22 protein-coding genes and 1 pseudogene are annotated in these 26,308 nt (G+C 62.7%); 10 read left to right on the top strand and 13 right to left on the bottom strand.

Annotated elements, in window-relative coordinates; all coding sequences use genetic code 11:
• Positions 1–91 precede the first annotated feature (91 nt).
• On the top strand, positions 92–997 hold the full coding sequence (locus A6D6_RS11085) for a LysR family transcriptional regulator (RefSeq protein WP_159660768.1): 906 nt from the start codon (positions 92–94) through the stop codon (positions 995–997).
• A gap of 60 nt (positions 998–1,057) precedes the next feature.
• Here A6D6_RS11085 and A6D6_RS11080 read toward each other — a convergent pair whose 3' ends face one another.
• The gene (locus A6D6_RS11080) at positions 1,058–3,112 is read right to left on the bottom strand and encodes a PhoX family protein (RefSeq protein ID WP_159660767.1); all 2,055 of its coding nucleotides are present in this window, start codon (positions 3,110–3,112) and stop codon (positions 1,058–1,060) included.
• Between the two features lie 150 nt (positions 3,113–3,262).
• The gene (locus A6D6_RS11075; protein WP_236564082.1) at positions 3,263–4,180 is read right to left on the bottom strand and encodes an aspartyl/asparaginyl beta-hydroxylase domain-containing protein; all 918 of its coding nucleotides are present in this window, start codon (positions 4,178–4,180) and stop codon (positions 3,263–3,265) included.
• Between the two features lie 112 nt (positions 4,181–4,292).
• Between A6D6_RS11075 and ubiD the strand changes: the two genes are divergently transcribed.
• From ubiD to A6D6_RS11055, 4 genes are all read left to right on the top strand, one after another.
• Positions 4,293–5,759, top strand: a complete 1,467-nt coding sequence (gene ubiD / locus A6D6_RS11070) for a 4-hydroxy-3-polyprenylbenzoate decarboxylase (RefSeq protein WP_133490057.1) — start codon at positions 4,293–4,295, stop codon at positions 5,757–5,759.
• Between the two features lie 22 nt (positions 5,760–5,781).
• On the top strand, positions 5,782–6,708 hold the full coding sequence (locus A6D6_RS11065) for an oxidoreductase (protein WP_133490056.1): 927 nt from the start codon (positions 5,782–5,784) through the stop codon (positions 6,706–6,708).
• A 110-nt stretch (positions 6,709–6,818) separates the two neighbouring features.
• Entirely contained in the window at positions 6,819–8,189 is a 1,371-nt protein-coding gene (locus tag A6D6_RS11060; protein ID WP_133490055.1) for a D-arabinono-1,4-lactone oxidase, read from the top strand.
• On the top strand, positions 8,186–9,490 hold the full coding sequence (locus A6D6_RS11055) for a DSD1 family PLP-dependent enzyme (RefSeq protein ID WP_159660766.1): 1,305 nt from the start codon (positions 8,186–8,188) through the stop codon (positions 9,488–9,490). Before A6D6_RS11060 ends, A6D6_RS11055 begins: the two co-directional genes overlap by 4 nt.
• Here the strand turns inward: A6D6_RS11055 and A6D6_RS11050 are convergent.
• The 4 genes from A6D6_RS11050 to creB all read right to left on the bottom strand — a co-directional run bounded on the left by A6D6_RS11050 (position 9,399) and on the right by creB (position 13,473).
• Positions 9,399–9,821, bottom strand: coding sequence for a tetratricopeptide repeat protein (locus A6D6_RS11050; protein WP_133490053.1), 423 nt, complete (start codon positions 9,819–9,821; stop codon positions 9,399–9,401). The genes A6D6_RS11055 and A6D6_RS11050 overlap by 92 nt on opposite strands.
• On the bottom strand, positions 9,818–11,167 hold the full coding sequence (gene creD / locus A6D6_RS11045; protein ID WP_159660765.1) for a cell envelope integrity protein CreD: 1,350 nt from the start codon (positions 11,165–11,167) through the stop codon (positions 9,818–9,820). Before creD ends, A6D6_RS11050 begins: the two co-directional genes overlap by 4 nt.
• Before the next feature lie 219 nt (positions 11,168–11,386).
• Entirely contained in the window at positions 11,387–12,802 is a 1,416-nt protein-coding gene (gene creC, locus A6D6_RS11040; RefSeq protein WP_159660764.1) for a two-component system sensor histidine kinase CreC, read from the bottom strand.
• Entirely contained in the window at positions 12,799–13,473 is a 675-nt protein-coding gene (gene creB / locus A6D6_RS11035) for a two-component system response regulator CreB (protein WP_236564081.1), read from the bottom strand. The genes creC and creB overlap by 4 nt, the downstream gene beginning before the upstream one ends.
• Before the next feature lie 136 nt (positions 13,474–13,609).
• Here creB and A6D6_RS11030 point away from each other — a divergent pair, with 136 nt between their 5' ends.
• Entirely contained in the window at positions 13,610–14,785 is a 1,176-nt protein-coding gene (locus A6D6_RS11030) for a saccharopine dehydrogenase family protein (protein ID WP_133490050.1), read from the top strand.
• 43 nt (positions 14,786–14,828) lie between these two features.
• Here A6D6_RS11030 and A6D6_RS11025 read toward each other — a convergent pair whose 3' ends face one another.
• From A6D6_RS11025 to A6D6_RS11010, 4 genes are read right to left on the bottom strand one after another with little or no spacing between them, the layout of a single operon-like run.
• A complete protein-coding gene (locus A6D6_RS11025; RefSeq protein WP_236564080.1) occupies positions 14,829–15,743 on the bottom strand; it encodes an amidohydrolase family protein in 915 nt (304 codons plus the stop codon).
• 7 nt (positions 15,744–15,750) lie between these two features.
• A complete protein-coding gene (locus A6D6_RS11020; protein WP_133490049.1) occupies positions 15,751–17,031 on the bottom strand; it encodes a TRAP transporter large permease in 1,281 nt (426 codons plus the stop codon).
• On the bottom strand, positions 17,024–17,524 hold the full coding sequence (locus A6D6_RS11015) for a TRAP transporter small permease (protein WP_133490048.1): 501 nt from the start codon (positions 17,522–17,524) through the stop codon (positions 17,024–17,026). Before A6D6_RS11015 ends, A6D6_RS11020 begins: the two co-directional genes overlap by 8 nt.
• A gap of 53 nt (positions 17,525–17,577) precedes the next feature.
• Complete coding sequence (locus A6D6_RS11010) at positions 17,578–18,582, bottom strand: TRAP transporter substrate-binding protein (RefSeq protein ID WP_133490047.1); 1,005 nt, start codon at positions 18,580–18,582, stop codon at positions 17,578–17,580.
• A 270-nt stretch (positions 18,583–18,852) separates the two neighbouring features.
• Here A6D6_RS11010 and A6D6_RS21885 point away from each other — a divergent pair.
• A pseudogene (locus A6D6_RS21885) lies at positions 18,853–19,026 on the top strand (GntR family transcriptional regulator); the annotation flags it as partial.
• Here the strand turns inward: A6D6_RS21885 and A6D6_RS21720 are convergent.
• A complete protein-coding gene (locus A6D6_RS21720; protein WP_201303771.1) occupies positions 18,976–19,140 on the bottom strand; it encodes a hypothetical protein in 165 nt (54 codons plus the stop codon). The pseudogene A6D6_RS21885 and the gene A6D6_RS21720 overlap by 51 nt on opposite strands.
• Before the next feature lie 34 nt (positions 19,141–19,174).
• On the opposite strand from A6D6_RS21720, the gene A6D6_RS11005 reads away from it, so the two are divergent.
• Positions 19,175–20,443 carry an amidohydrolase family protein gene (locus A6D6_RS11005; RefSeq protein WP_201303768.1) on the top strand — a complete coding sequence of 423 codons (1,269 nt, stop codon included), beginning with the start codon at positions 19,175–19,177 and terminating at the stop codon, positions 20,441–20,443.
• 263 nt (positions 20,444–20,706) lie between these two features.
• Here A6D6_RS11005 and A6D6_RS11000 read toward each other — a convergent pair whose 3' ends face one another.
• Complete coding sequence (locus A6D6_RS11000) at positions 20,707–22,194, bottom strand: amidase (RefSeq protein WP_133490045.1); 1,488 nt, start codon at positions 22,192–22,194, stop codon at positions 20,707–20,709.
• 131 nt (positions 22,195–22,325) lie between these two features.
• Between A6D6_RS11000 and A6D6_RS10995 the strand changes: the two genes are divergently transcribed.
• Entirely contained in the window at positions 22,326–23,339 is a 1,014-nt protein-coding gene (locus A6D6_RS10995; RefSeq protein ID WP_159660763.1) for a zinc-binding alcohol dehydrogenase family protein, read from the top strand.
• Positions 23,340–23,468: 129 nt separating this feature from the next.
• Here A6D6_RS10995 and A6D6_RS10990 read toward each other — a convergent pair whose 3' ends face one another.
• Positions 23,469–25,268 (bottom strand): AMP-binding protein, encoded by a 1,800-nt coding sequence (locus A6D6_RS10990; protein ID WP_133490043.1) that lies wholly within the window; start codon positions 25,266–25,268, stop codon positions 23,469–23,471.
• A gap of 190 nt (positions 25,269–25,458) precedes the next feature.
• Between A6D6_RS10990 and A6D6_RS10985 the strand changes: the two genes are divergently transcribed.
• Positions 25,459–26,292 (top strand): hypothetical protein, encoded by an 834-nt coding sequence (locus tag A6D6_RS10985; RefSeq protein WP_133490042.1) that lies wholly within the window; start codon positions 25,459–25,461, stop codon positions 26,290–26,292.
• Positions 26,293–26,308: the final 16 nt, after the last annotated feature.

Below are 26,308 nucleotides of genomic sequence, written 5' to 3'. Positions count from 1 at the left end.
TGACGATCATGCTATTAATAGGACTCCAAGCCGTGTAGATAGCAAAATTGCCATTCAGTGTTCCATTACTGGAACAGTAGCGAGCCTGATTTTGGAAAACCTCAACGACCTCTATTACTACGTGAAGACCGTGGAGCACGGCGGTTTCGCCCCCGCCGGCCGCGCCATCGGACAGCCCAAATCAAAACTCAGCCGACGCGTGGCGGCGCTGGAGGAACGCCTGGGCGTGCGCCTGCTACACCGCTCCACCCGGCACTTCTCCGTCACGGAAATCGGGCGCACCTACTACGACCACTGCAAGGCCATGCTGGTGGAAGCGGAGGCGGCCCAGGACGCCATTGATAGTGTTCGGGCCAGCCCCAGAGGCGTGATCCGGCTGACCTGTCCGGTCACCCTTCTGCACGTGCACATCGGCACCTTCCTGGCCGATTTCATGACCCGTTATCCGGAGATCACCGTACATCTGGAAGCCACCAACCGGCGCGTGGATGTGATCAACGAGGGCATCGATGTGGCGATCCGGGTACGGCCACCGCCATTGGAAGACAGCGATCTGGTGCTGAAGGTGCTGTCGGACCGCCACCCGGCAATGGTGGCCGGGCCGGCACTGGTGGCACGCCACGGGCTGCCGGCAGCGCCAGAGGCCCTGGGCGAATGGCCCAGTCTGGCACTGAGTAGTCCGCAACCCAGCTATGTCTGGGTGCTGTACGGCCCCGGTGAACACAAAGCCACCGTGCCTCACCATCCCCGCTTCGTCACCACCGACATGATCGCCTTGCGCCGGGCCGCGGTGGCGGGAGTGGGCGTGGTGCAGTTACCGCTGCTGGCCGTGCGCCAGCAGTTGGAAGAAGGCAGTCTGATTCATCTGCTGCCGGACTGGGCACCGCGCCGGGATATCATCCACGCGGTGTTTCCATCACGGCGGGGGCTGCTGCCGGCGGTGCGGACCCTGATCGACGAACTGGCTTTGTTCTACCAGTCCTTCGAGGAACGCTGACCCAGAAGCAGCAACGCCCCGGCAAGCGGGGCGTCGCGGCTGGCAAGAGACCTCTTCCGATCAGGCGATGCCGATCTCCCCGCCATCATCGCGGGTGACCACCACCGTGGAGGAGCGCGGCCGGCTGCTGCCCCCATCCGGCCAGTGGCTGGTGAAGTCACCCGGCTCGGAGCGATCACCGGGATGCTGGATGTTGACGAACAGCGTCTTATGGTCCGGCGTCATGGTAATGCCGGTGACCTCGCACTCCGTCGGCCCGACCAGGAAGCGCTTGATCAGGCCGGTATCCGGTTCCGCCACCAGCATCTGGTTATTGCCGAAATCCCCATGGTCGCTGGAACCGTCCTGCATGGAACCGGACATATCGGTCTGAATCCACAGCAGACCACGGCCGTCGAACCACAACCCATCCGGGCAGGAGAAGATGTTCTCCGCGGTCAGCGCGGCATCGGCCACCAGACTGCGCCCCTCCTGCTCGGAGCCCTCGAGGTGGCCACCCAGCGCGAACAGATCCCATTGGAAGGTGGAGGCCGAGGCCGCGCCATCTTCCTGCCAGCGAATGATCTGGCCCACCTGGTTGGCCGCTCTCGGGTTGGCCGCGTCGGTATCGTCTTCCGTGCGATTGGAATTGTTGGTCAGCGTGAAGTACACCATGCCGGTACGCGGACACACCGCGCCCCACTCCGGGCGATCCATGCGGGTGGCACCGGCAATGTCCGCCGCCAGACGGGTATTGATCAGAAGCTCGCCCTGATCCGCGAACGGCTCATCGAATTCGATGCTGCCTACGGTGGTGCCCACCGCGGCGTTCATTTTGGCGACGAAGCCGTCATCCCCCATGGACAGAGGCAGCCATTCACCGCTGCCGTCGTCATTGAAACGGGCCACGTACAGGATGCCTTCGTCCATCAGATCGTTGCCGGTCATCCCTTCCTGATACAGATTCTTGGAAACGAACTTGTAGATGTATTCAAAACGGGCATCGTCACCGGAGTAGAACACCATCGGCTCGCCCACCTTGGGCTCGGCGAACACCACCCCTTCGTGGGAGAAACGCCCCAATGCGGTCCGTTTGATCGGCATGGCGTCCGGATCGTGAGGGTCGATCTCAACGATCCAGCCGAAGCCGTTGGGCTCGTTGCGAAAATCCTGGGTAGCATCGTCACCGGATTCGCTGGGCTGGAACCGGGTGTACAGATCACTGTCCTCGTCCAGAACGTCGTACCAATGGTATCCCTGCCAGCCAGTGACACCGTAACGGGCCAAATGACGGGGCTGCGGATCCATCCGCACATGGAAATAACCCGGCCAGTTCTCCTCACAGGTCAGGTAGGTGCCCCAGGGCGTGAAGCCATTGGCGCAGTTATTGATGGTGCCCCGGGTACGGGTTCCTTCCGGAGAGAAGGCGGTCTTCACCAGGTCATGACCGCGTGCGGGGCCACGCAGCGCCATCACGGTAAACGCGTTGATACGGCGGTTCAAAGCGGAAGGCACCACTTCCCAATCACCGTTGCTGCTTTTCTGTACTTCAATGACCGACACCCCATGGGCGGCCATTTCCTTGCGCACTTCATCAAGCGGACGAGGCCCCTCCGACGGGCCATTGGGGTGCAGGGTGATTTGATCAACATACTCGTGATTCATCACCAGCAAGCCATGCTCGGAGCTGCCTTCCAAGGGGAAGAAATGCATGCCGTCATGGTGCATACCCACCTGCATGGACTGATCGGCACCGGTGTTGCCGCCGTCATCCATATAAGCCGGATAGCTACCGAGAATCGGTGTTCCCCAGGGCACGAACGCCTTGGCGGTATACCCCTCGGGCACCACCACCGCATCCTGGCGGCTGGTGGCGATGGCGTCGAAGGACAGGCGCGGCGGGGTGCCGTCACCACCATCGCCACCATTATCATCGTCGTTGTCACTGTCACCCCCGCAGCCGACCAGGCCCGCCCCCAGGAACGTCACGGCGGCGGCGCCCAGAGAGCCCTTGAGCATGGTGCGCCGGGAGTAACGGGCCTGGATGATATCGGCGAAATAGCGATTGGAAGTGAAGTTGGATACCGGTTCTTCGGGGTTGTTCTCGATCGTTCTATCCACGACTTTGTCAGACATGATCGTCGCCTCTCTGGAGTTCCTGGGACCCGCGCGACCGGCATGCCGACGCGCGGGGCGAGCCTGGGTTCGCTAGGAGGCTAGGCAGGAGAGGTGAAGGCACGATGTCGGAATCGTGCCAGTTTCATGACAGAGACGTTGCAGCCGGATTCAGCGGACGAACAGCCAGTAGAACAAGGCTCCGATCATCAGCCACTTGAGAATATAGTAGAGACCGCGGTTGCGCTTTTTCAGATCCTTGGCTTTGGCCCGGGCCTTGTAAACCACGTCAAAGACCTTGTTCAAGACACCAACGCGGTCGCCTTCCACATTTTCCGTGCTGGTGGCGCGCACTACCACGTTCTTGAATATCCGGTTAATCGCCGTGGCGAACCGGTAGCGTAGCGGACGCTCCACATCGCAAAACAGAATCAGCCGATCCTGATCGGTGTTGTTTTCCGCCCAATGGATGAAGGTCTCATCGAACACCACGTCCTCGCCGTCGTGCCAGACGTGCCGCTCGCCGTCGACGTAAATCGCGCAACGATCGTCGTTGGGGGTCACCAGGCCCAGGTGGTAACGCAGGGAGCCCGCGAACGGGTCACGGTGTTTTCCCAGCTTGGCGCCGGCGGGCAGCATCGCGAACATGGCGGCGTTGACGCTGGGCACCTGGTTGACCAGCGCCACCGAACGGGGGCAGAGCGCCTCGGCGGAAGGTTGGGAATCGTCGTACCATTTGAGATAGAAGCGTTTCCAGCCGGTACGGAAAAACGAATGAAACGCCAGATCATTATCGCTGGCGGCCTGGCGAATATAACCCTCGTCGAACAGCCTCATGGCCTCGTCGCGGAATACTTCCCAGTTGTCGCGCAGCAGATCCAGATCGGGGAAGGCGGAACGATCCAGCAACGGGGTATTGTCCACATCACTGGTGGCGTAAACGAAGCAGTTATAGGGCCCCATGATGGTGGAATGATCCAACAACTGGCGGCTGAATGAATGCCGGATCCGACCGCGGAAGTGCACATAGGTCCCGCACACGATGAAGGTGTACAGCACCAGCATCTTCCCTGACCATAACCATGCCACGATTCATCCTCCCGTTGTGGGTGACGGCGTATGAAGCGTTATTGTACACCCGGACTGTGGCAACATAGTGTTCACATTTTTCTATCACTTTGACCGGAAAAGTAAATCACCCATGAAATACCGCGATCTGCGCGACTTCATTCAGCAACTGGAACAACATGGCGAACTGAAGCGGATCAAGGCCGCCGTGGATCCACGCCTGGAGATGACCGAAATCTGCGACCGCACTCTCAAAGCCGGCGGCCCGGCTTTGCTGTTCGAAAACCCCAAGGGGTTCTCGATTCCGGTTTTGGGCAACCTGTTCGGCACTGAACGGCGCGTGGCCCTGGGCATGGGCCGGGATTCCGTCGCGGAGTTGCGTGAACTGGGTGAATTGCTGGCTTTTCTCAAGGAACCGGAGCCACCCAAGGGATTCCGTGACGCCTGGAGCAAACTGCCGATCTTCCGCAAGGTCCTGAGCATGGGGCCGAAGCTGCTGAGCAGCGCGCCCTGCCAGGAACAGGTCCTTGAAGGCGGCGACGTGGACCTGTTCCAACTGCCGATCCAGACCTGCTGGCCGGAGGACGCCGGCCCGTTGGTGACCTGGCCGCTGGTGATCACCCGGGGGCCCAACAAGGAACGCCAGAATCTGGGCATCTACCGCCAGCAACTGATCGGCCGCAACAAGCTGATCATGCGCTGGCTGAGCCATCGTGGCGGCGCCCTGGACTTCCAGGAATGGCGCCAGGCCCACCCGGGGAAACCGTTCCCGGTGGCGGTGGCGCTGGGCGCCGATCCGGCCACCATCCTCGGCGCGGTGACACCGGTACCGGATACTCTCAGTGAGTACGCTTTCGCCGGACTATTGCGCGGCGGTAAGACCGAGCTGATCAAAGCCATCGGTTCGGACCTGCAGGTTCCCGCCAGCGCCGAGTTCGTGCTGGAAGGCCACATCCATCCCAACGAATACGCCGACGAGGGCCCCTTCGGCGATCACACCGGCTATTACAATGAGGTGGAGCGTTTCCCGGTGTTCACGGTAGAACGCATCACCCACCGCCGCGACCCGATCTATCACAGCACCTACACCGGCCGCCCCCCGGATGAGCCGGCGGTGCTGGGCTTGGCGATGAACGAGATTTTCGTACCGATCCTGAAGAAGCAATTCCCGGAGATCGAGGACTTCTACTTGCCGCCGGAAGGCTGCTCCTACCGCATGGCGGTGGTGACCATGAAGAAGCAGTACCCCGGCCATGCCAAGCGGGTAATGATGGGGGTGTGGTCGTTCCTGCGGCAGTTCATGTACACCAAATTCGTCATTGTCTGCGACGATGACGTCAATGCCCGCGATTGGAAGGATGTGATCTGGGCGATCACCACCCGCATGGACCCCCGGCGCGATACCGTATTGGTGGACAATACGCCCATCGACTATCTGGATTTCGCCTCCCCGGTGGCGGGACTGGGCTCGAAGATGGGACTGGACGCCACCAGCAAATGGCCCGGCGAGACCGACAGGGAATGGGGCCGCGCCATTACCATGAGCGAAACCGTGAAAGCACGGGTGGACGAAATCTGGGACAGCCTCGGCATCAATTAGCGATCTGTCCCCGGAGGATGCGATGATGAGCTGGAGCCCGCAAGACATTCCGGACCAACAGGCCCGCACCGTGGTGATTACCGGCGCCAACAGCGGCATCGGCTTCGAAACCGCCCTGGCGCTGGCCGACAAGGGGGCGCGGGTGGTGATGGCCTGTCGTAATCCGACCAAGGCGGAAGCCGCCCGGGAACGAATCCGGGAACAGACCGGCGGGCGCGGCGAAGTACAGATCGTGGCACTGGATCTGGCCAGCCTCGACAGCGTGCGTCGCGCCGCCGATACGCTGCGCGAGCGTTACTCACGCCTGGATCTGCTGATCAACAACGCCGGCGTCATGTGGCTGCGCCAGGGCCACACCGAGGATGGTTTTGAGCGCCAGCTCGGCGTCAATCACCTGGGCCACTTCGCCTTGACCGGTCTGTTGTTACCGGCCCTGCGCGAAGTACCGGATTCCCGCATCGTCACCGTCAGCAGCCTGGCTCACAAAGCCGGACGTCTGCACCTGGATAACCTGCAACTGGACGGCCGCTATGGCCGGCAACGGGCCTATGCCCAGGCCAAGCTGGCGAATCTGGTGTTCGCTCTGGAACTGGAGCGGCGCTTGCGCGCGACGGAAGCGGAAACGCTCTCCGTAGCCTGTCACCCGGGGCTCGCCAGCACCAATCTGGCGGAGTCCGGGGTTGCCCGGGAGAGTCCGTTCGGGGTCGGCTATGTTGCCCGCTGGCTGTGGCCCCTGTTCACCCAGAGCGCCGCCCGCGGCGCCGCCCCCACCCTCTATGCCGCCACCAGCCCACAGGTTCAGGGCGGCGGCTACTACGGCCCTGCTTACCTCAGGGAAGCCGTGGGCCCGCCCACACTGGTCCACCCCAGCCAGCGGGCCCGTGACGCCGCCGATGCGGCACGCTTGTGGGAGCAATCCGAAGCACTCACCGGCGTCCGCTATCCCTGAGATACCATTACCCGCGGCCGAGGCCGCCAATGCCGTGAAAGCCTTACGTTGACATGCAGAGCCTCTTTTGTGGTACGTTGGTACCATAAAAAGAACAGTAAGGATCATTCATGTTGCCACCCTTATCGCGTCGCGCCCTGCTGAAGGCCCTGCTCACCACCACCGGCGCCGCCGTTCTGCCGCTTCCCGCCCGCGGCCGGGCCGGACAACCCCCGTCCTGGAGTAATTGGTCCGGCAACCAGAGCGTGACACCGGAACAACTGCTCTTTCCGACCGCCGAAGACCAGTTGATCGATTTGCTGCGCCAAAGCAGCGGCACCGTGCGTGCCTTCGGCGGTAGCCACTCCTTCAGCCCCATTGTGCCCACCGATGACACCCTGATATCCCTGGAAGCCATCAACGGCCTGAGTGACCAGGACGACAACGGCCACTTGTCCTTCGGTGCCGGCACCCGGCTGGGCGCGGCGGCGGCCCAGGCCTGGCAGGCTGGTCGCAGCTTCCGCAATGAACCGGATATCAACCTGCAGTCCCTGGCCGGTGCCATCGCCACCGGCACCCATGGCACCGGCATCACCCTGCCTTGCCTCAGCGCCCAGGTAAGCGCATTGCGGGTGGTGCGTCCGGATGGTGAAACGGTGTCCCTGAGCGCGCGGGACGGTGACGTTTTCCAGGCCGCCTGTTGTGGCCTCGGCGCCCTTGGGGTGGTGACCCGGGTCACCCTGCATAGCGAGCCGGCCTACCGTTTGCGGGAACATACCTGGACCCTGCCACTGGACAACGCCATCGACTTCGTCGGTGCCAATCGGGACCGCTATCGCAATATCGAGTTTTTCGCCTTCCCCCTTGGCCGCACCGCCATCGTCAAGACCATGGAGCTCACCGATCAGGAAGATCAGCCGCTGCTTCAGGATGACAGCAATGATCTGCTGGAAATGGTCTGTGAGCTGAGCCTGCGGGCTCCCTGGCTCACCGCCACTCTGCAGAAACTGGTGACGCTGTTCGTCAGCGATGAGGAACGCCAGGGGCCGGCCCATCAGATCTACGCCAATCGCCGCACAGTGCGGTTCAATGAGATGGAGTACACGGTGCCCGCCGACGATGGCCTGGACTGCCTGCGCGAGGTATGTGAGCGAATCCGAGATCAGGACATCAACGTGTTCTTTCCGATCGAGTACCGCTATACCGCCGCCGATGACACCCTGTTGTCCATGTTCAGCGAACGGGCCGGCGCCAGTATTTCCGTGCACCAGTATTACAAGCAGGATCACCGCCCACTGTTCGATGCCGTGGAACCGGTTTTCCATCGTTACGCCGGACGGCCACACTGGGGCAAATTGCACAGTCTGGGCGCCGATCAACTACGCAGGCTTTACCCGCGCTTCGACGATTTCCTGGCATTGCGTCGTCACTTCGACCCCAAGGGCAGGATGCTTAACCCCTATCTGCACCGAATCTTCGGCGGCACGGAGAAGCCAGTATGAAACGGCGCCATTTCCTCATCGGCCTCGCCGGCACCGCTATCCTCGCCAGGTGGCTGAAACCCGGAGACCAGGGCCACCCCCATGCGCCCTACTTTCAGAAGCTCAACGACACCTTGCGCGACGGGCCGGGGCGGCCTTTGCTGCTGATTGACCGGGAACGGCTGGCCGCCAACTGCGCGCAACTGGTGGCCGGGCTGCCAGCAGGCCGGCACTATCGTATCGTCGCCAAGTCCCTGCCCAGTATCCCGCTGGTACGCGAAGTCATGGCGCTGACCGGAACACGCCGGGTGATGGTGTTTCACCAACCTTTCATCACCGCCATGGCGGCGGCGGAGCCGGACTGCGATCTGCTGCTGGGCAAACCGATGCCCGTAAGTGCCGCGGCGTTGTTTTATCAGACGCTCCCCGAGAACGGTTTTGATCCGGATCGGCAATTACAGTGGCTGATTGATGACATGGGCCGTCTGCGGCAGTATTTGGCCCTGGCCCAACGTCTGGACCGGCGACTGCTTATCAATGTGGAAATCGACGTGGGGCTGCATCGTGGCGGCCTCACCGAAGCCGAACAACTGGACGAGTTGCTGACGTTGATCCACGCCCATCCCGAACATCTGGCCTTCAGCGGCTTCATGGGTTACGACGCCCAGGTGGGCAAGCTGCCGGGCTGGATCGAAGGGCGCGATACCAGCCTGCGCGAGTCCCAGGACCGCTATCGCGCCTTTATCGACCGCCTGTACCAATTGGAACCGGCCTACCGGGCACAATCGCTGACCTTCAACGGCGCCGGCAGCCCCACACTGCGCCTGCACGGTGAGGACTCGCCGCTCAATGAACTGGCCGCCGGCTCTTGTCTGCTCAAGCCCACCGACTTCGACCTGGATACTCTGACGGATTTCCAGCCCGCCGCCTTTATCGCCGCCCCGGTTTTGAAACGGCTACCGGGGCTGAATTTGCCGGGACCGCTGCCGCTCGGAGAGGCCTGGTCCTGGTGGAACCCGAACCGGCGGGAAACCTATTTCATCTACGGCGGCGCCTGGAAGGCCTTGCCGGCCTCACCGGAAGGCATCAGTGCCAATCCGGTGTACGGTATCAGCACCAATCAGATGATGTTCAACGGCCCTCCCACCACCGCCCTGCGCGAGGACGACCAGATCTTCTTCCGTCCCACCCAGAGCGAGTTCGTGTTGCTGCAATTCGGTGACCTGGCGATTATCGAACAAGGCCGGGTACTCGCCTGGTGGCCGCCCTTTCCACAACGGACGGAAACGATTCCGGCGCCGGGTCGGGCAGACGCCATGTGATCGGCACCGAACGAGGCTGCTCATGCGCCAACTGTTCCGCGTAATCCATCAACAGCCGCCCCCGTAACGGCGCGCCCAGTTGGCACCAGGTCACGCCCAGGTTGAACACCGTGTTGGCGTCATCCCGATCCCATACCAGCGCGCGTTGGAAGCGACACAGAGCGCGGGGCCAGTCCCCGCGCCGTGCCCAATAGATCCCCTCGATACTGCACAGGGCGGCGTTTCCCGGGTAGCGCCGCCGCAGCCCCTGCAACTCGTCTTCAGTCTGTTGCCAGACCCCACCGTCGATCAGGCCGCGCAGGCGCAGCGCGTGTTCGCGGCGCACGCTCATGATGATGCTCCTTCGCGTTGAGCCAGCCCATGCCAGTCGACCCGGCGGGTCAGGATCATAACCGCCGCCAGTGCCGCGAACAGCAACAACGAGCCCATCAGCAGCGCGTAGTCCTCGGCCATCAGGATGCCGAACAACAACCCCAGCACGATCAGCTGCGCCAGGGCAAATCCCCAGCCCGCCGCTTTCGATTTCAACACCGCGCTCAGATACACCCCGATCAACCCCACGCAGGCCACCGCGCCCGACACATAAGCCCAGACGAAATCCACATGCTCGCCCAGCGCCACCAGCAGCAGGTAGAACATCGCCAGCGCCAACCCCACCAGCATGTATTGCATCGGGTGCATGGCCACCCGGCGCATCACTTCAAACAGGAAGAAGGCGGCGAAGGTCAGTCCGACGATCAGAAAGCTGTATTTCAAAGCCCGTTCGCTGGAGAGAAGACCAGTGACCGGCTGTACCAGATCGACACGCAGGTACTGGTTGTGATCCCCGCAATGGCCGTTGCCTTGAATACAGTCGATGGCGCTTGAGGCGGCCAGGCTGTTGGTCTGCCAGCGGCCGATGAAACCGTTCTCGCTGACCTCCCGCTCCGCCGGCAGCATCAATCCGGAGAAGCTCGGATGCGGCCAGTCGCCACGCAGGGTCATGCGCGTTTCCTTGGCCATGGGCAACGCCGCCAGGCTGGTGCTACCGTTCAAATTCAAGCGCAGATGGACCGTGAAAGGGCCGGAAAGGTCCTCCGGCAATGGCGCCGCCACCACGCCACCGCCTTGCAGAATGGGCGGCATCGACGCGGGTTCCACCAGCGGCAACGTCCGCCCGCCGACACGTAATACCGGACGCTCCACCAGGCCACGCAAGTCACCAATCCGAAACACCAGCAGTGGTGTGCCGGACGACATGATGGAAGCATCGGCCTTGGCGGCCCGCAGCCATTCCTCCGGAAAATGCGCCTCCAGTTCAAGCACGCTTCGATACACTGGCGTACCGTAAATACCACGGTACAGCATGCGGCTTTGCAGATTACCCTCGATGTTCAGGGTATCCGGCAGATAACGATCCAGATCACGGCGCAGCTTGCGGCGCGGGCTCGCGGCTTCTTCCTCGACAGCATCGCGAGTGCTCTCCGTCGCCCAGTATTCCCGCACACGCGGCACCATCAGCAGCGGCCCGGATAAGGTCTGTTCCTTGGCGAACTGGTTGCTGATTTCGTAGCTCACCAGCCGCGCACGATCCTGGCGTTCATCGATCTTCAGCTGAATCATCAACAGCGGACCGACCAGCACCAGCATCAGACCGCAGATCATCAGGATTTTCGTTAGTGGACTATAAGAAGCCATGGGTCACTCCCCTCTTTGGAGTGACCAGCTTGCCGGCCCTGTTTGAGAGGAGTGTGGGGGTTTTGTGAGGATTCCACGCTGGACCTGACTTACCAATTCGCTGGCAAGCCAGCTTCCCACAGCGGCTCCGTAGCCCCCGCTGTGGGAAGCTGGCTTGCCAGCGAATACCGCGCTAATCCCGATCTCCTGGCTACAGCCATGGCTTGCCGTATCAGCAGCCTATCCCAGGCATAACCGCACCCGTACGCCCAGCTCCAGGTTCTCCACCCGCAACCAGCCGCCGTGCAGTTCGCCGATCTCCTCCACCATGGCGAGACCGAGACCGGAGCTTTTTTCCTCCCCCGGCGCCGGCAACGAGTAAAATCGCTCGGTGACCCGGGCCAGCGCGTAGTCCGGAATACACGGCCCCTGGTTGCTGACGTCGACGCCCTGCTGTCCCTCCTCGCGCCAGCCTTCGACTTCAATGGTGGAGCCCGGTTCGGCGAAGCGCAGCGCATTATCCAGCATATTGAACAGGGCCAACCGGGTGGTGTCCGGCTCCACCCGCAGTACCGGCTCGCCGCTCAAGTTCACTCTCAACCGTTTCTCATCCAATAGCACTTCACGGCTGAGTTTCCATTCCTCCAGCAAGGCCGCCAACCGCTGCTGTTCCCTGGGTGGCAGACTTTCCAGTTTTTCCAGCCGCGCCAGAGCCAGCATCCGATCCAGCAAATCACTGAGCCGCTGACTCTCGTGCACTACATTGCCGGTCAACCGGCTCAAGGCGGGCTCGCTGATCTCCTCGGCCAGAATCTCCCCGGCGCCCCGAATGGCCGCCAACGGACTCTTCATTTCGTGGGTCAGCATGGTGATGTGGTTTTCCAGCCGCGCCCGCTCTTCCAGACGACGACGCATGGCGGTGACGGCATCGGCCAGTTCACGAATCTCGTCATGGACGCGAAAGCGCGGCGGCGACGGTCTGCCGCCATCGGCCACCGCCAGAGCGTAGCCACGCAACCGTCCGACCCGGTGACTGATCCACCAGGCCAGACCAATGCCCAACAACAGACAGGCAACCAGCGCCTGCCAGCCGTAGCGGATCAGGCGCTGTTCCGCCTGCTCGATGAACGGCTCGATGGCGGCCCCCGGCTTGCCCAGTGTCACCACGCCGATCAAAGTGCCTTCGTGGCGCACCGGCGCCGCCACGTACAACACCGAGGAGGCCGGATCATTGGGGTCCGTGCGGGTAGTGCGGGCGCCGTATTTGCCCTGCAAGGTCAGATGCACGTCGTTCCAGCGGGAAAAATCCTTGCCCTCATTCTCCCCCCGGGAATCGAACAGGACGATGCCATCGGCACTGGTGATATAGATGTGGGTATCAATGCGATTCTTGCTCAACCCCCAGATATTGGCGCCTGGAAGCCGCTGAGCATAGCGCCTCAGCGCCGAACGCAGCGCCGGGGTGACCACCAGCTCGTCCCCATGAGTGTCCGCGGCGATCACCTCCGCCAGCAGGTTGGCGGCGTCCACCAGCGTTTCCTCCGCCGACTGGCGCACCAGCGGCTGGGCCTCATCCAGCACCAGATCCATGGTGAACCAGCTCACCAACCCCATGATCAGGAAGAAAATCAGCAGGAACTGGCCGCTGAGTTTCATGGCCGCTCCAGCACGTAACCGAGGCCGCGGCGGGTGACAATCCAGGCGTCCCCCCCCATCGGGCGCAGCTTGGCGCGCAGCGTTTTGATATGGGTATCCACGGCGCGCTCGAAACTGTCCTCGTCACTGCCACAAATATCCAGCAGCCGACCCCGGCTGAATACCTGGCCCGGATGTTTTATCAGCGCTTCGAGAATAAGAAATTCGGAGCGGGTCAACGATAACGCCTGATCCCGAAACCAGGCTTTCGCCGCCTGCTGGTCCACCCGCCATTCCCTGCCTTCCGCCACGGGCGCCGGTGTGCCTTTATCCAGACGCTTGAGAATGGCGCGAATACGTGCCACCACTTCGCGCGGACTGAAAGGTTTGGTGACGTAATCATCACCGCCCAGCTCCAGGCCGAGAATGCGATCCACCTCATCCTGGCGGGCGGTGAGGAACAACACCGGCACCTCGCTGGAACGGCGCAGCTGCTTGAGAACCTCGAAACCGTTGAGATCCGGCAGCCCCACGTCCAACACCACCAGCGCCGGGTTGTCGCCGGCCAGTTGCGCCAGCGCCTGCTCACCCCGTTCCACATGGGTGACCTGGAAGTGCTCCCGCCGCAGAGCAAAGATCAGCGGCTCCGCCACCCGTGGCTCATCGTCAACAATCAGAATGTGTTCCGTCACCGGGCATCCCCCTTTCTGGATCGCGCCCATCATACCATCGACATCGCTATCGGTTGCCCTGGGTGCCGCGAACGGCTTACCGTTGGGGCTCGCGAGGGCCGAGCGCCCGCCAGCAAACAACAGAATGGGAAGCATCATGAGCGAGGCACGGGAGTTTGATCTGATTGTATTCGGCGCCAGCGGCTTTACCGGTCGGCTGGTGGCGGAGTATCTACAGCAGCGCTATGGCACTGATGGCGGGCTGCGCTGGGCTCTGGCCGGCCGCAACGAAAGCAAACTGGAGCAAGTGCGCGACGAACTGGGTATCGACCCCGGCGTGGCGATCCTCAAAGCCGATGTCACCGATGCGGACAGCCTGCGCGCTCTGGCGCGTCGGGCCCGGGTCGTGCTGACCACGGTCGGTCCTTATCAGCTCTACGGCGAGCCGCTGGTGGCGGCCTGCGTCGGCGCCGGCACCGACTATGTGGATCTGTGCGGCGAAGTGGCGTGGATGCGCCGCATGGTGGACAAATACCAGGAACAGGCGCAAGACAGCGGCGCGCGCATCGTTTTTTCCTGCGGCTTCGACTCCATCCCCTTCGACCTCGGCGTGTGGTTCCTGCAAGAACAGGCCCGGGCCAGGCTGGGCGCGCCGCTGTCGCGCATCAAGGGACGGGTACGGCGGATGAAGGGCACCTTCTCCGGCGGCACCGCCGCCAGCCTGCAAGCCACTCTGGCCGCCGCGCGGGACGCGGAAGTCCGCAAACTGCTGGTCAATCCATTCGCGCTGACCCCGGGCTTCGAGGGTCCGATGCAACCACCCGCCGCCGAGATTGAGTACGACCAGGCTCTGGGAAGCTGGGCGGCACCGTTCATCATGGCCGCCATCAATACCCGTAATGTGCACCGCTCCAACTTCCTGCTCGGCCACCCCTATGGCGAGGACTTCGTCTACGATGAAATGATCCTCACCGGCCCCGGCGACAAGGGCGAAGCCACCGCCCAGGCGGTGGCCAACGACCGCTCGCTGACCGGTGACAAAGCGCCCAAACCCGGTGAGGGACCAGGCAAGGAGGAACGGGAAAACGGCTTCTACGACGTGCTGTTCCTGGGCGAAACCGCCGACGGCCGGACCCTGTCCGCCAGCGTCTCCGGCGACAAGGACCCCGGCTACGGTTCCACTTCACGCATGATCACCGAAAGCGCCTTGTGCCTGCTGCGGGACGCCACTGACACCCCCGGCGGCATCTGGACCACGGCGCCGGCCATGGGCGACAAGCTGATCCAACGCCTGGAACAAAACGCCGGGCTGCGATTCGCGCTGGAACACTGATCGCCACGATCACGACCGGGAAGCACGGGAGCCCCGGCTTCCCTTAGTCATCAAAACGGTAAAGAGCGGCGGGGTTGTCAGTCAGCACCTGCTTCCTTGTCGCCGGATCCGGAACCAGACGCAGAAACTCATCGACCAGTTCCCCATCATCCGGGATCGGCCCGGGCAGTTGCACATGGGGCCAATCCGTGCCGAACAGGCAACGATCCGCCCGTGTCTCCAGCAGTGTGGTGAAGAACGGATCCACATCGTGATAAGGCGCCCGATCCAGAGCGGTAATGCGATTCGGTCCGGTCAGTTTGACCCAGGTGCGCCCGCCTTCCATAAGTTCCTGGAGCGCCCGGAATCCAGGATGTTCGATCCCGCGATGGGTGGGAATATGCCCCATATGATCGACCACGCTGTCGGTGGGTAACCGCTCCAGACGCTCAACCAGCCGTTCGAACCGCGATACGTCCACCAGGAATTGAACGTGCCATCCCAGGCCGGCGATGCGACGGGACAGCAGTTCGATATCCGCGAAAGTCAGGCCACCGGGAAACACCAGATTGACACGCACGCCCCGCACCCCGGCCTCATGCATACGTTCCAGTTCGGCATCGGTGATGCTGTTATCCACCACCGCGATGCCGCGCCACTGAATGTTGTCATCAACACGCGGGCGGGCCAGCGCGTCCAGCATGCGCCGGTTATCGGTGCCGTAAACGCTGGGCTGCACCAGCACGGCACGCTGAAACCCCAGGGTGTGCAACAGCTCCCGATAGGTTTCCTCGGAAGCGTCCGGCGGCGTGTAGCTGCGATTGGGCTGATACGGGTAGCGGCTTTGCGGCCCGAACAGATGGGCATGGGTATCACACGCCCCCCGGGGCAAGGCGCTTGCCGGCTTGCTTGGCGCCGGGTGGGGTCCCGGGATCGTCGGTGCACTGATCCCGGACATCGGTTTCTGATTCACGGTCATACCATCTCTACCCCAACAGGCCCGGAAGCCAAAGCGTCACCGCCGGTACATAGGCGGTCAGTGCCACCACGCCAATGAGGACCAGGAAGAACGGCCAGAGATTGCGGGCCACTTTCTCGATACTCAAACCACTGATGGTGGAGGCGACGAACAGGGAATACCCCAGCGGCGGGGTGATCATCCCCACGGCGAAATTAATCACCACCATGGCGCCCAGTTGAATCGGATCCAGACCCACCTGAGTACCCACGGCGGTCAGCACCCCGCTGAGGATGACCATGGCGGACACGGTGTCCATGACCGCGCCAAGCACCAGCAACATGATGTTCAGCAACAGCAGGATCAGGAACGGGTTCGAGGTGAGACTCAGCAGCACTTGCGTGACCTGGGAGGGAATCTGCTCACTGGCGATGATCCAGGCAAAGCCGTAAGCCACCACGATAATGAACATGATCACCGTGGTGGTGCGCATCGACTTTATGAATAACGGTATCAGCGATTTCCACTGCAGATCCTTGTAAATGAACAGGCCAATGACAAGGCTGTACAACGCGCCCACCATGGCCGCCTCGGTGGGCGTGAACACGCTCCCGTAAATACCTCCGAGGATCACCACCGGCGCCAACAACGCCCATATCCCTTCCCGGATCGCCGCCAGGATCTCCCGGACACCGGGCCGCTTCTCCCGGGCGATACCCAGACGCCGGGCATGGACATAACCGACGACGCAGAACCCCGCCGCGGCGATCAAACCGGGCAGGACACCCGCCAGGAACAATTTGGAAATCGATTCTTCCGACAGTACCCCCCAGATGATCATGGGAATGGAAGGCGGAATCATCTGCCCCAGCGGTCCGATGGAGGTGGACAGCGCCGCGCCGTAACCGCGCGAGTAACCCCGTTTCTCCAGCTCATCGATCATCACCGACCCCACCGCGGCGGTGGTGGCCGGCGCGGATCCGGTAATCGCGCCAAAAAACGTACCCGCCGCCACGGTGGACATGGAAAGCCCGCCGGTCAGGTGACCGAAACAGACCGAGGCCACCCTGACCAGGCGCTTGGACAACCCACCCGCGCTCATCAGGTCCCCAACCAGGATGAAACCGGGTATGGCCAGCAGGCTGGTGATGGTGCTCCCGGCGATCAGACGCTGGGCCAGGATCATCGGATTATAGTCCGCCATCCAGATACCAACGGCGGTGAGCAGGCCCAGGGTAAAGGCGATGGGGACGCCCAATAGCAGCAGAACAAACAACCCGACGATCAGAACAATGCCAATCTCACTCATCGACGGCACCTCCCTGCTCGTCAAGCGGCCCGGGGCGGAACAGCAGCACCAAGGCATGGAAGACCATCAAGGCGCCGCAGGCCGGCACCGCCGCGCCTTGCAGCCACAACGGGTAGCGCAGCGCCGGTGACACCTGGTGCGCGGTGAAAGCGGTGAACTGCCAACCGGCCCAGAACATCAACCCGCCGAACAGCAGGATCAATAGCACGCTGCCCCGCTCAAGAGCGTGTTTGAGCAAGCCGGGCAAGGCGTCCACCACGATGGAAACGCGCACGTGTCCGAACTCCCGCGTCAGTACACTGGCGAACAGGAATACCGTCCAACTGAACGCCAGCAACGCGACCTCGTCGCTCCAGGACAAAGAGGAATTCAGTACGTATCGGCAGAACACACCCGCCAGCAAGGCCAGAGTCATGATCAACGCGCAGGCCGCGCCGAGCGCGGCCGTCGCGGCGGCAAGGTATTTGCTGCCTGCTTCGAGATATCTGTACATACCAAGGCTCTGAGGATTGGGCTCCGCGACCTTGCCAGAGCCCTGTACCACCGTTATTCCGTGACCAGTTCCATAGCGCGGTCGACCAGGTCTTCGCCGATGCGTGGCCGATATTCTTCATAGACGGGGCGCACCTCATCACGGAAAGCGCCGGTGTCGGCAATCTCGGTAACCGCCATGCCTTTGGCCTTGATCTTCTCGATCAGCGCCTGCTCGTTCTTCGCCACCTCGGCGCGTTGCCGCTCGATGGCTTTCCGCGCGGCGGTACGCACCGCTTCCTGCTGTTCGGACGACAAACGGGAGAAGGCCTGCTTGGACATCAGCAGCGGCAAGGCGTTATAGGTGTGGTTGGTCAGCGACAGGTACTTCACCACGTCGGCGTATTTGTTGGCGTAAATCACCGCCAGCGGAATCTCGAGACCGTCCACCGTGCCTTGCTGCACCGCCATGTAGGCGTCGCTCCAGGCCATCGGGACCGGGTTGGCGCCCAGGGCACGGAAGCTGGCGATAAACAGATCGCTTGGTTGTACGCGCAGCTTCACCCCCTGCAAGTCACCGGGCTCCAGCACTTCCCGCTTGTTGTTGATGACATGCCGGAAACCGGCCTCGCCGAATCCCAGGCCGATCAGCCCCTGCTTTTCCAACCGTGCGAACAACTCCTGCCCCACTTCGCCATCCAGCACCTCGTGGGCCTGGGCCCGATCCTTGAACAGGAAAGGCAGGTCAAGGAGTTGGAAGCTCTTGTCCAGGGTCCCTAACTGGGTGCCGGTGATAACGCCGGCATCCAGCGTTCCGAATTGCATCCCCTGCAACATGTCCGTGTCATTACCCAACTGGTTGTTGGGGAAGAATTTGATTTCGAACTGTCCCGGTGCCGCGGCTTCCAGTTCTTCCTGGAAGTAGTGCGCGGCAATGGCGTAGGGATCCACTTCGCTGTCGGCGGTGGTCCAGCCCAGGCGGATCACGGTGGCGGCCTGAGTCACGCTCGCCGCGGCCAGGGTCGTCGCCAGAATGGCAGCGGTCATCAACGTTTTGACGGATCTGGGTAAAGACGTCATCACGGCTTTCCTGTTTGTTTTGATGGAGTTGATGGCGTGGGGGCAGGCGGAATGAGAAGCGCCCACCCAACTTGTCCTACAAGTTGATCATAAATTTACCAGTGCTGTAAAGTCGGTCATCGTGCCTCCCCCGCGAAACAACCCGGGCTGCCTTTCCCGTGGCCGAACCACCACCGACCCGTGCATGGAGCGTGCAGCCCCCCGGAGAGGTACTATTACTGCCCACGGCCTCGGCGCCGTTTACCCGACACCGTTCGCACAGACCACAGGATGAGCCTTATGAAACAAGCTGCCGCTGCAGGACGCAGCCAGCTTTCCGTCAAGATCTCCCGCCATCTGGAAGCGGAGATTTCCGCCGGCCGCCTCAAGCCCGGCGACCGTATTCCCAGTGAGTCACAACTGACGGCGCGGTTTGGTGTCGGGCGTAACGTGGTCCGGGAAGCAATAGCGCGACTCAAGTCGGAAGGGTTGGTGGAGAGCCATCAGGGTCTGGGCGCTTTCGTGTCCAACAAGGCCCATCGCAACAGCTTTCGCATCGACCACGATGAGCTCAGCCATCTACCCAAGCTCCGCCAGCTCTATGAGTTGCGTCTTGACCTCCCGCCGTTCCCGCAGCCAGCTCGCGGCAATCCGGGCCGCCCTGTCCGCGTTACGCGACGCCCTTGCCACTGGCCAGGGCATGGTCGAGAGCAGCCTGGCTTTCAAACGCGCCATCGCCGACGCCACCGGCAACGAATACTTCAAGAATTTCGTGCTGTTTCTGACCGCCCATATCTTTGAGGCCGCCTCTTTCGAACGGCGCATCGCCACTTCCGAGGCACTGCGTGAAACCGTGCTGACCGAATACGAGGCGATCCTCGAGGCGATCACCGTGGGCGACCCGGACCTGGCCCGCCGCGCCGCCTGGACCCAGATCATCAATTCCGCCGAGCGCAACGGGCTGCGTGGTCTTCAGGGTTGGGAAGTGACCCGCATGACGTCACTTGGCGAAACCTACGCCCCGCCCTGCGCACCACCGGTATCAAGCTGTCGCGCGCCATCAATGCCACTTCCCGAAGGCGCCTGCGACTGCCACTTTCACATTATCGGGGATGCGGCGGTCCACCCTTTCACGCCACATCGTTCCTATACGCCACCGCCGGCATCACTGGACGACTACCGAAAAATGCAGGGCACACTGGGGCTGAGCCGGGGGGTTATCGTGCAACCCAGCGTCTACGGCTACGACAACCGGGTGGCCCTGGAAGCCCTGCGTCAAGGCGGCGACAACTATCGCGGCGTGGTGGTGATCAGTGACCAGACCAGTGAACGGGAACTCCGGGAAATGGATGCCCTCGGGGTACGCGGCGTGCGCGTCAACCTGATCTACAAGAGTGGTGTCGAGGTCTCGGACGTGACCAGTCTGGCCCGCAAGGTGGCGCCGCTGGGCTGGCATCTGCAGTTGCTGATCGACATCTCGGAATTCGCCGATCTCTACGACACCGTGGCCAACCTGCCAGTGGAGGTGGTGATCGATCACATGGGACACATGCCGGCCAGCATCGGCGTGAAGCATCCGGGATTCCGTGATCTGCTGCGTCTGGCCCGGGACGGCAAGGCCTGGGTGAAACTATCCGGCGCTTATCGCTTCACCAACCAGCCGGACACTCCCTACTCCGACGTCACGCCCTATGCCAAGGCACTGATCAAAGCCAATCCTGATCAGATCCTGTGGGCCAGTGACTGGCCCCACGTGTGTATTTCCGTGCCGATGCCGGATGACACCACGCTGCTGGAAGAATTCTTCCAATGGGCCGGGCATGACGAGACCATCATTCGCAAGATTCTGGTCGACAACCCTGCCCGCCTTTACGGTTTTTAAACCGATTGCTCGGAGGCCTTCCGGGCACCAGCAACGTCAACCGCTGGCACAGACGGGACTACGAAGCCACTGTGGGAAGCTTGCTGGCAAGCGAATCTCGGGATCCAGAGGCCCATTCGCTTGCAAGCAAGCTTCCCACAGCAGCATTGTAGCGGCCTCCAGATTTATGTCTCCAAGGCCAGCCCCCGAGTTTGCCGGTTACCTCGAGACCTAACACGGCTTCGCTGCCCTCGATGAAGAGATCACTAAACCCCGAGGAGCGCTTATAACTCCGGTGGCACCCGATCAAACCACGGCTCGGCCCGTTCCAACTGTGCCGCCAGAGACAACAGCTTGCCTTCGTCGCCATGACCGCCGACAAACTGCACACCCAGCGGCAAACCGTTGTCACACCAGTGCAGCGGCACCGACATGGCCGGCACACCAGTGACATTGGCCAGTTGCGTGAACGGCGTGTATTTCAGGTTTTCCCGCGCCATCTGCTCCACCAGCCCGGTTTTCATCAGCAGTTTTTGCGCACCGGTTTTCAGTACCAGCTTCAGTGCCGCTTGCTGCAAGGGCGGGGTCGCCATGGCACCGATACGCGCCGGTGGCATGGCCAGGGTCGGCGTCATCAAGAAGTCATACCCTTGAAGAAACGCCATCAGCTGATGTGTATAGGTCTGCCAGTGCTGGTAGCACCGCAGGTAATCCGGCGCGCTCAAGCTGCGCCCGAACGCCGCCATCCCCAGGGTATCCAGCTCAAATCCGTCGTCACCGGCGCCAGTGAGCCGGCGCATTTCGTTGACGCTGTCGGCGCACTTGGTGAACCAGACCATCAGCCAGTCCATACTCATGGCCATGACGTCGATCTCCGGTTCCGCTTCCTCCACCTGGTGACCGAGGGATTCCAGCAGACGAGCCGTGTTCTCCACCGCCTTCACCGCCTCCGGATCCACCGCCGTGCCTATGGGCGAGCGACTGGTGAAGGCGATACGCAAGGCCCCCGGGTCACGTTCAACCTCTTCACGGTATGGCCGCGCGGGCGGCGCCAGCGGATAGAGACTGGCGAGTTCGTCTCCGGCCACCGCCTCCAGCAACACCGCGCAATCGCGCACGGAACGGGTCACCGCGTGATTCACCGACAGTCCGTGCAGGGCTTCGCCGAAATCCGGCCCCCAGGGCGTGCGGCCGCGGCCGGGCTTGAGCCCGAACAGGCCGCAGCAGGCCGCCGGAATACGGATACTGCCGCCGCCGTCATTGGCGCCGGCGAACGGCACCACCCCGGCGGCCACCAGCGACGCCGAGCCGCCGGAAGAGCCGCCGGGGGTGTGCTCGGGATTCCAGGGGTTGCGGCAGGCGCCGAACGAATCCGGCTCGGTGATACCCTTGGCGCCAAACTCCGGCGTGTTGGTACGCCCGAACAACACCAGGCCAGCCTCGCGCCAGCGCCTCACCAGTTCCGAATCGTGGGGGGCGCGAAAGCCCATTCTCTTGAGCGCCTTGTTACCCATATAACAGGGCGCCCCGGCCATTTCCTGGAACAGGTCCTTGGCCAGCATGGGCACCCCCGCCAACGGCCCGGAAAGCGGTCCCGCCGCCGTGCGCCGGCCTTCCTCGTAAAGCGGAATGACCAAGCCGTTGAGCTTCGGATTGACCTGCTCCGCCCGGGCTATGGCCAGTTCCAGCAATTCCGCCGCGCTGACTTCCCCCCGGGCCACCAGCCCGGCCAGGGCCACGCCATCCAACTTACGGTATTCGTCGAAATTCATGATGGTATCCTTGTGTTCTGAAACCCGCGGCCCATTGCCATGCCGCCCCGAGACCCGCTTGTCATCCTACACGGCGGCGACCGGTCCGCGCGGGCTCACTTTGCGCCAAACTGCGTTACCAGGAGGAGAGGATGAAAGCTGTCGGTTTCGACCGCCCCCGAGCCATTGAAGACCTGCACGCGTTACAGGATATCGAGCTGGAGACACCGGTTTCCGGTCCCCGCGATCTGTTGATCGCGGTGGAAGCGGTGTCGGTGAATCCGGTGGACACCAAAGTGCGACAACGGCCATTGGCCGAACCCGGTTTCCGCGTGCTCGGGTATGACGCCGCCGGCCGGGTGCAGGCGGTGGGTGATGAGGTTCAAGGTTTCAAACCCGGCGACCGGGTCTGGTACGCCGGCGCCATGCAACGCCAGGGCAGCAACGCCCAGTTCCAATGCGTTGATGAAAGGCTGGTGGCACACAAACCCGACAGTCTGGGCATGCAGGAAGCCGCCGCTTTGCCACTGACCACCCTGACGGTCTGGGAAGCCCTGGAAGACCAGCTCGGCCTGACCCCGGACACCGCCAAGGGCAAGACCCTGTTAGTGGTGGGCGGCGCCGGCGGTGTCGGTTCCATCGGCATTCAACTGGCCGCCCGCCATTTTGGCATGACGGTGATCGCCACCGCCGGCCGTGACGAATCCGCCCGTTGGTGCCAATCCATGGGCGCCGCCCACACCATCGATTACCGCCAGGGGCTGGTGGAGCCGGTGAAAGCTCTCGGCATCAATGGCGTGGATGCCATTCTGCTGGCCCAGGAACCGGATCCGTACTGGACCCAAGCCTGCGAGTTGATTAACCCGCTGGGCGGCATCGTTACCATTGTCGATGCCCGCGGCCCTCTGGACCTGAACGCGCTGAAGCCCAAAAGCGCCCGCTTCGCCTGGGAGTTCATGTTTACCCGGGCCATGTTCGGCGTGGATATGCAGCGCCAAGGGGAGATTCTGTCCCAGGCCGCCAAACTGGTGGATGACGGCATACTGCAAACCACACTGGGCGAATCCCTGGGCCCGATCAACGCCACCAACCTGAAACAGGCACACCGCCGTATTGAGGATGGCCGGACCATCGGCAAACTGGTGCTGGCCGGCTGGGAGGAATGACCCATCACCCAGGGACTGGCGTTGCTTCAAACGGATAGCGCGGCTGGTAAGCCACTGGTTCCAGGACTCGCTGGCACGCCAAATTCAAAAGCCTGAAAACATCATGCCGGACTTGATCCGGCATCGCCTTCAGGCGGACATCAGCACCAGCCCGAGTTCCGCCAGCCGCTCCCGCGCCCGATCCTGCATGGCCGCGGCCGACGATGAGGACCAGTCGATAATGATTGATTTGGCGTCCGGCTGCGGGCAGCTTACCCGGGCGCCGGTATCCAGCTCGGCGATCAATTGCCCGGCCCGATAGCTCACCGCTTTCTGCCGCAATTGATAACGCGCCACCTTGCCCAGCGGTGTCATCGGCATCGAAGGCAGTACGAAGACATGGCGGGGGCGCGCCTGCGGCACGGCGATACGATCACGCACGAAGGCGTCGATGCTCTCGATGCAGGACGCCTCCGCCCCGGCGCGCAGCGTCACATACAGCACTGGCAATTCTCCGGCGTGCTGATCCGGCATCGCCACCACCGCCGCCTCCAGGACCGACGGGTGTTCTTCCGCCACCTGCTCCAGCATTTGTGGATCGATATTATGGCCGCTGCGGATAATCACTTCCTTGGTGCGACCGACAATCCGCAGCTGCCCATCATCGGTGACCGCCACCCGATCCCCGGACGGGACCCAGCCGTTGTGCGGCCGGTCCTGCGTGCCCGTGGCGGTGCGATAACCGGCGAAGACATTGGGACCCCGGACCCACAGCTCGCCCCGCTGGCCGGCCCGGAGCGGCCGCCCCGGCTCCTCGATGGCCACCTCCACCAGCGGCACCGGGTGCCCGGCCAAGGGCGGCCGGAACATCCCGTCGATGAATTGAGCGGTGATGATACCGGCGGACTCGGTCATGCCGTAAAGCTGATACACCGGCGCCCCGCTTAGCGTTTCCAGCCGCTGGGCCAACCGCGGATTGAGCGCCGAACCACCAGTGAGGAAAGCTCTCAGTGAAGCGCATCGCGACGGCTGCCGGGGAGCATCGGCCAGGGTCGACAGCAGCGTCGGCACGCCGCCCACCAACGTTACCTCCAGCGTCTCCAGCAGGGACCAGAAATGCTGGATCACCGCCGGATTCTTTAGTCCCAAGGCAGTGGGCAGCACCGAAGTGGCACCGCCTGCGATGATCGCCAGCACCGCGTCCACCGAGCTGCCCACATGAAACAGGGGCAAGCCGTTCAGCAGACGGTCACTCTGACTGTAGCCGCACCCCGCACAGGTCAGCACCGCGCCGGCGGCCAGATTACCCAGGGTCAGTTCCGCCAGTTTCGGCGCATAAGTGCTCCCCCCGGTGTGCAGCAGAGCGGCCACACGCTCCGGGTCGTCATCCGCGGCCAGGTCGGTGTTCTCCGCCTTCGCCAAGAACGCCGGCCAAAGCTCCCCGCCGCTTACGGCCCGCTCTGCCTCCGTTACCGGCAAGACCACGACATGAGGCGGTCGCGGCAAGCTCGCGGCGGCGGCGAGGACCCGTTCGCTCAAGTCCGACTCCACATGGGGGCCCACGGTGATCACCACTTTGCATCGGGCCAGCGCCAGTTGGGAGGCGATCGCCTGTTCCGACATCAGCAGGTTCACCGGAAACGCCACCCCCACCGAACAGGCGGCGATCAGCGTGGAAACCGCCTCCGGCACCAGGGGCAGGAACATGGCCACGCCATCTTCCGGAGTCACACCGCTGGCGCGCAGAGCGCGGGCCACCGCCTCGGTCTCGGCCAGCAAACGGGCATAACTGACCGTCATCCGATGGCCGGTATCGGCATCGCACAGGTACACCAGCGCCGGATGATCCGGGTGGCGGGCCGCGGCCTGACGCAATAATCGCAACGGCGTCGGCGCCTGCTCCAGACAAGTCCGAACCGCGTCACTGGTGTTCGCGATAGCAGGTTCCATCACCACATCCTGTTGTTGACATACTCCCTTGGCCAGCGCCGCGCTGCTGGTCGAATTGGAACGCGAACTCCGGCATGTTGTTTCAATTCCAAGTGGCAACCAGGCCTTCAAGCAGGTAAGTAAGACGGTTGGGTTTCATGAAATAATGCCCACTGGTCACCCCTTAACTTGTTACTCAAAAGTGGAATCAATGAAAGATGATGTAACTCCCCAGGGACGACCGTCAATCCCCTCGCTCACCAAACTGGCGGAATTGACCCCCAGAACACTGGTCCTGGATATGCTCGCCGTGGCCGCGGATACCGCTCTGACCTCGGTGGCCCTGGCCCAGGGTGGCGACATCATGGGGTTCAAGGCCGGAGCCGTTCGCGTGGCGGTGAGCCGCCTGTCCACGCAAGGCGCCATCATCAGCCCTCAACGCGGCAGCTGGCAATTGGCGGAAAACGCCCCCTGGGCCCGGGAGCAGGGTCGCTGGCAGGGTCTGAGCGAGTTGCTGTGTCCCTGGAGAGAAAACTGGTGGGTGGCGGTCACCCACCAGGTATCGCGTTCCAACCGTAGCGGCTGGCGGGGACATGAGAGAGCCCTCCGGCAAAGGGGTTTCGCCGAGGTGCAACGGGATCTGTTCGCCCGCCCCGCCAACCTGTCACTGGCTTTTTCCGCCCTGCGGCAGGAATTGCGGGCCTTGGGCATGGCCCCGCAAACCGTGCTACTGCGAGCCGATCAGTTATCAGTCACCCCAAGGCCCGGCTTGTGGGATTTTCGGCGCCGTCACACCCTGCTCGAGAAGGTCCGTGATGAAATGTGCCGGCTGCTCGACCAGGCCCCCGCCGGCACCGCTCCCGACAAAGTGCTGTGCGCGCGTTTTTTGCGCGTGGGCCGGGCCGCCACCAAAATTCTCAACACCGACCCGTTACTGCCGGAAGAGTGGACCGGGCCGTCCCCGCGTGGCGAAGTGGTCCGCCTGTTGCCGCACTTCATCAGCACCGGACGCGCGCTGTGGTTTCGTTATCTGGGCATAGACTAGACGCCGGACGCCGGAC

This window comes from Alcanivorax xiamenensis (assembly GCF_009846745.1).
GTDB lineage: Bacteria > Pseudomonadota > Gammaproteobacteria > Pseudomonadales > Alcanivoracaceae > Alloalcanivorax > Alloalcanivorax xiamenensis.
The sequence above is the reverse complement of the archived record's forward strand: the minus strand, read 5'-3'. Positions and strand labels throughout refer to the sequence as shown.

Bases quoted from the DNA above. Each gene is read 5' to 3' on its own strand.
- A6D6_RS11080 (WP_159660767.1), bottom strand. From the start codon at position 3,112: ATGTCTGACAAAGTCGTGGATAGAACGATCGAGAACAACCCCGAAGAA.
- ubiD (WP_133490057.1), top strand. From the start codon at position 4,293: ATGAAATACCGCGATCTGCGCGACTTCATTCAGCAACTGGAACAACAT.
- A6D6_RS11065 (WP_133490056.1), top strand. From the start codon at position 5,782: ATGATGAGCTGGAGCCCGCAAGACATTCCGGACCAACAGGCCCGCACC.
- A6D6_RS11060 (WP_133490055.1), top strand. From the start codon at position 6,819: ATGTTGCCACCCTTATCGCGTCGCGCCCTGCTGAAGGCCCTGCTCACC.
- A6D6_RS11055 (WP_159660766.1), top strand. From the start codon at position 8,186: ATGAAACGGCGCCATTTCCTCATCGGCCTCGCCGGCACCGCTATCCTC.
- A6D6_RS11050 (WP_133490053.1), bottom strand. From the start codon at position 9,821: ATGAGCGTGCGCCGCGAACACGCGCTGCGCCTGCGCGGCCTGATCGAC.
- creD (WP_159660765.1), bottom strand. From the start codon at position 11,167: ATGGCTTCTTATAGTCCACTAACGAAAATCCTGATGATCTGCGGTCTG.
- creC (WP_159660764.1), bottom strand. From the start codon at position 12,802: ATGAAACTCAGCGGCCAGTTCCTGCTGATTTTCTTCCTGATCATGGGG.
- A6D6_RS11030 (WP_133490050.1), top strand. From the start codon at position 13,610: ATGAGCGAGGCACGGGAGTTTGATCTGATTGTATTCGGCGCCAGCGGC.
- A6D6_RS11025 (WP_236564080.1), bottom strand. From the start codon at position 15,743: ATGACCGTGAATCAGAAACCGATGTCCGGGATCAGTGCACCGACGATC.
- A6D6_RS11020 (WP_133490049.1), bottom strand. From the start codon at position 17,031: ATGAGTGAGATTGGCATTGTTCTGATCGTCGGGTTGTTTGTTCTGCTG.
- A6D6_RS11015 (WP_133490048.1), bottom strand. From the start codon at position 17,524: ATGTACAGATATCTCGAAGCAGGCAGCAAATACCTTGCCGCCGCGACG.
- A6D6_RS11010 (WP_133490047.1), bottom strand. From the start codon at position 18,582: ATGACGTCTTTACCCAGATCCGTCAAAACGTTGATGACCGCTGCCATT.
- A6D6_RS21720 (WP_201303771.1), bottom strand. From the start codon at position 19,140: ATGGCTGAGCTCATCGTGGTCGATGCGAAAGCTGTTGCGATGGGCCTT.
- A6D6_RS11000 (WP_133490045.1), bottom strand. From the start codon at position 22,194: ATGAATTTCGACGAATACCGTAAGTTGGATGGCGTGGCCCTGGCCGGG.
- A6D6_RS10995 (WP_159660763.1), top strand. From the start codon at position 22,326: ATGAAAGCTGTCGGTTTCGACCGCCCCCGAGCCATTGAAGACCTGCAC.
- A6D6_RS10990 (WP_133490043.1), bottom strand. From the start codon at position 25,268: ATGGAACCTGCTATCGCGAACACCAGTGACGCGGTTCGGACTTGTCTG.
- A6D6_RS10985 (WP_133490042.1), top strand. From the start codon at position 25,459: ATGAAAGATGATGTAACTCCCCAGGGACGACCGTCAATCCCCTCGCTC.